Origin of the sequence: Paenarthrobacter aurescens (assembly GCF_025421775.1) — a bacterium.
Taxonomy (GTDB): domain Bacteria; phylum Actinomycetota; class Actinomycetes; order Actinomycetales; family Micrococcaceae; genus Arthrobacter; species Arthrobacter aurescens_B.
Map to the genome: position 1 here is coordinate 1 of NZ_JAOEFX010000670.1, position 239 is coordinate 239.

The 239-nt window shown below is 60.3% G+C and carries 1 protein-coding gene; it reads right to left on the reverse strand.

Going from position 1 to position 239, the window contains the following annotated elements; genetic code table 11:
• Positions 1-15: 15 nt before the first annotated feature.
• Entirely contained in the window at positions 16-180 is a 165-nt protein-coding gene (locus N7568_RS25210) for a hypothetical protein (protein ID WP_261612362.1), read from the reverse strand.
• Between the last annotated feature and the right edge of the window lie 59 nt (positions 181-239).

Genomic DNA, 239 nt, shown 5'->3' on the forward strand with positions numbered 1-239 from the left:
GGGGTCGTTTCGGCCTTAAGTGACTTTGGCGAGGTAAGCGGCGTATTCATCCGCGGAGTAGGGCGGAACATATGTGCGGCTATGCCGCTCAACCGGTTCCACCCAGTCCAGGAGATCAGCGACCCCGTCGTGTGCGATACGGGTTGCACCGGCGGTGTAAAAGCTGTTCCCGCATGCCATGTACTAGTTGCCCTTTTCGAGCAGAACAAATCTCCGCCCCCGGACAGCGGCTGCGTGCG

Bases quoted from the DNA above. Each gene is read 5' to 3' on its own strand.
- N7568_RS25210 (WP_261612362.1), bottom strand. From the start codon at position 180: ATGGCATGCGGGAACAGCTTTTACACCGCCGGTGCAACCCGTATCGCA.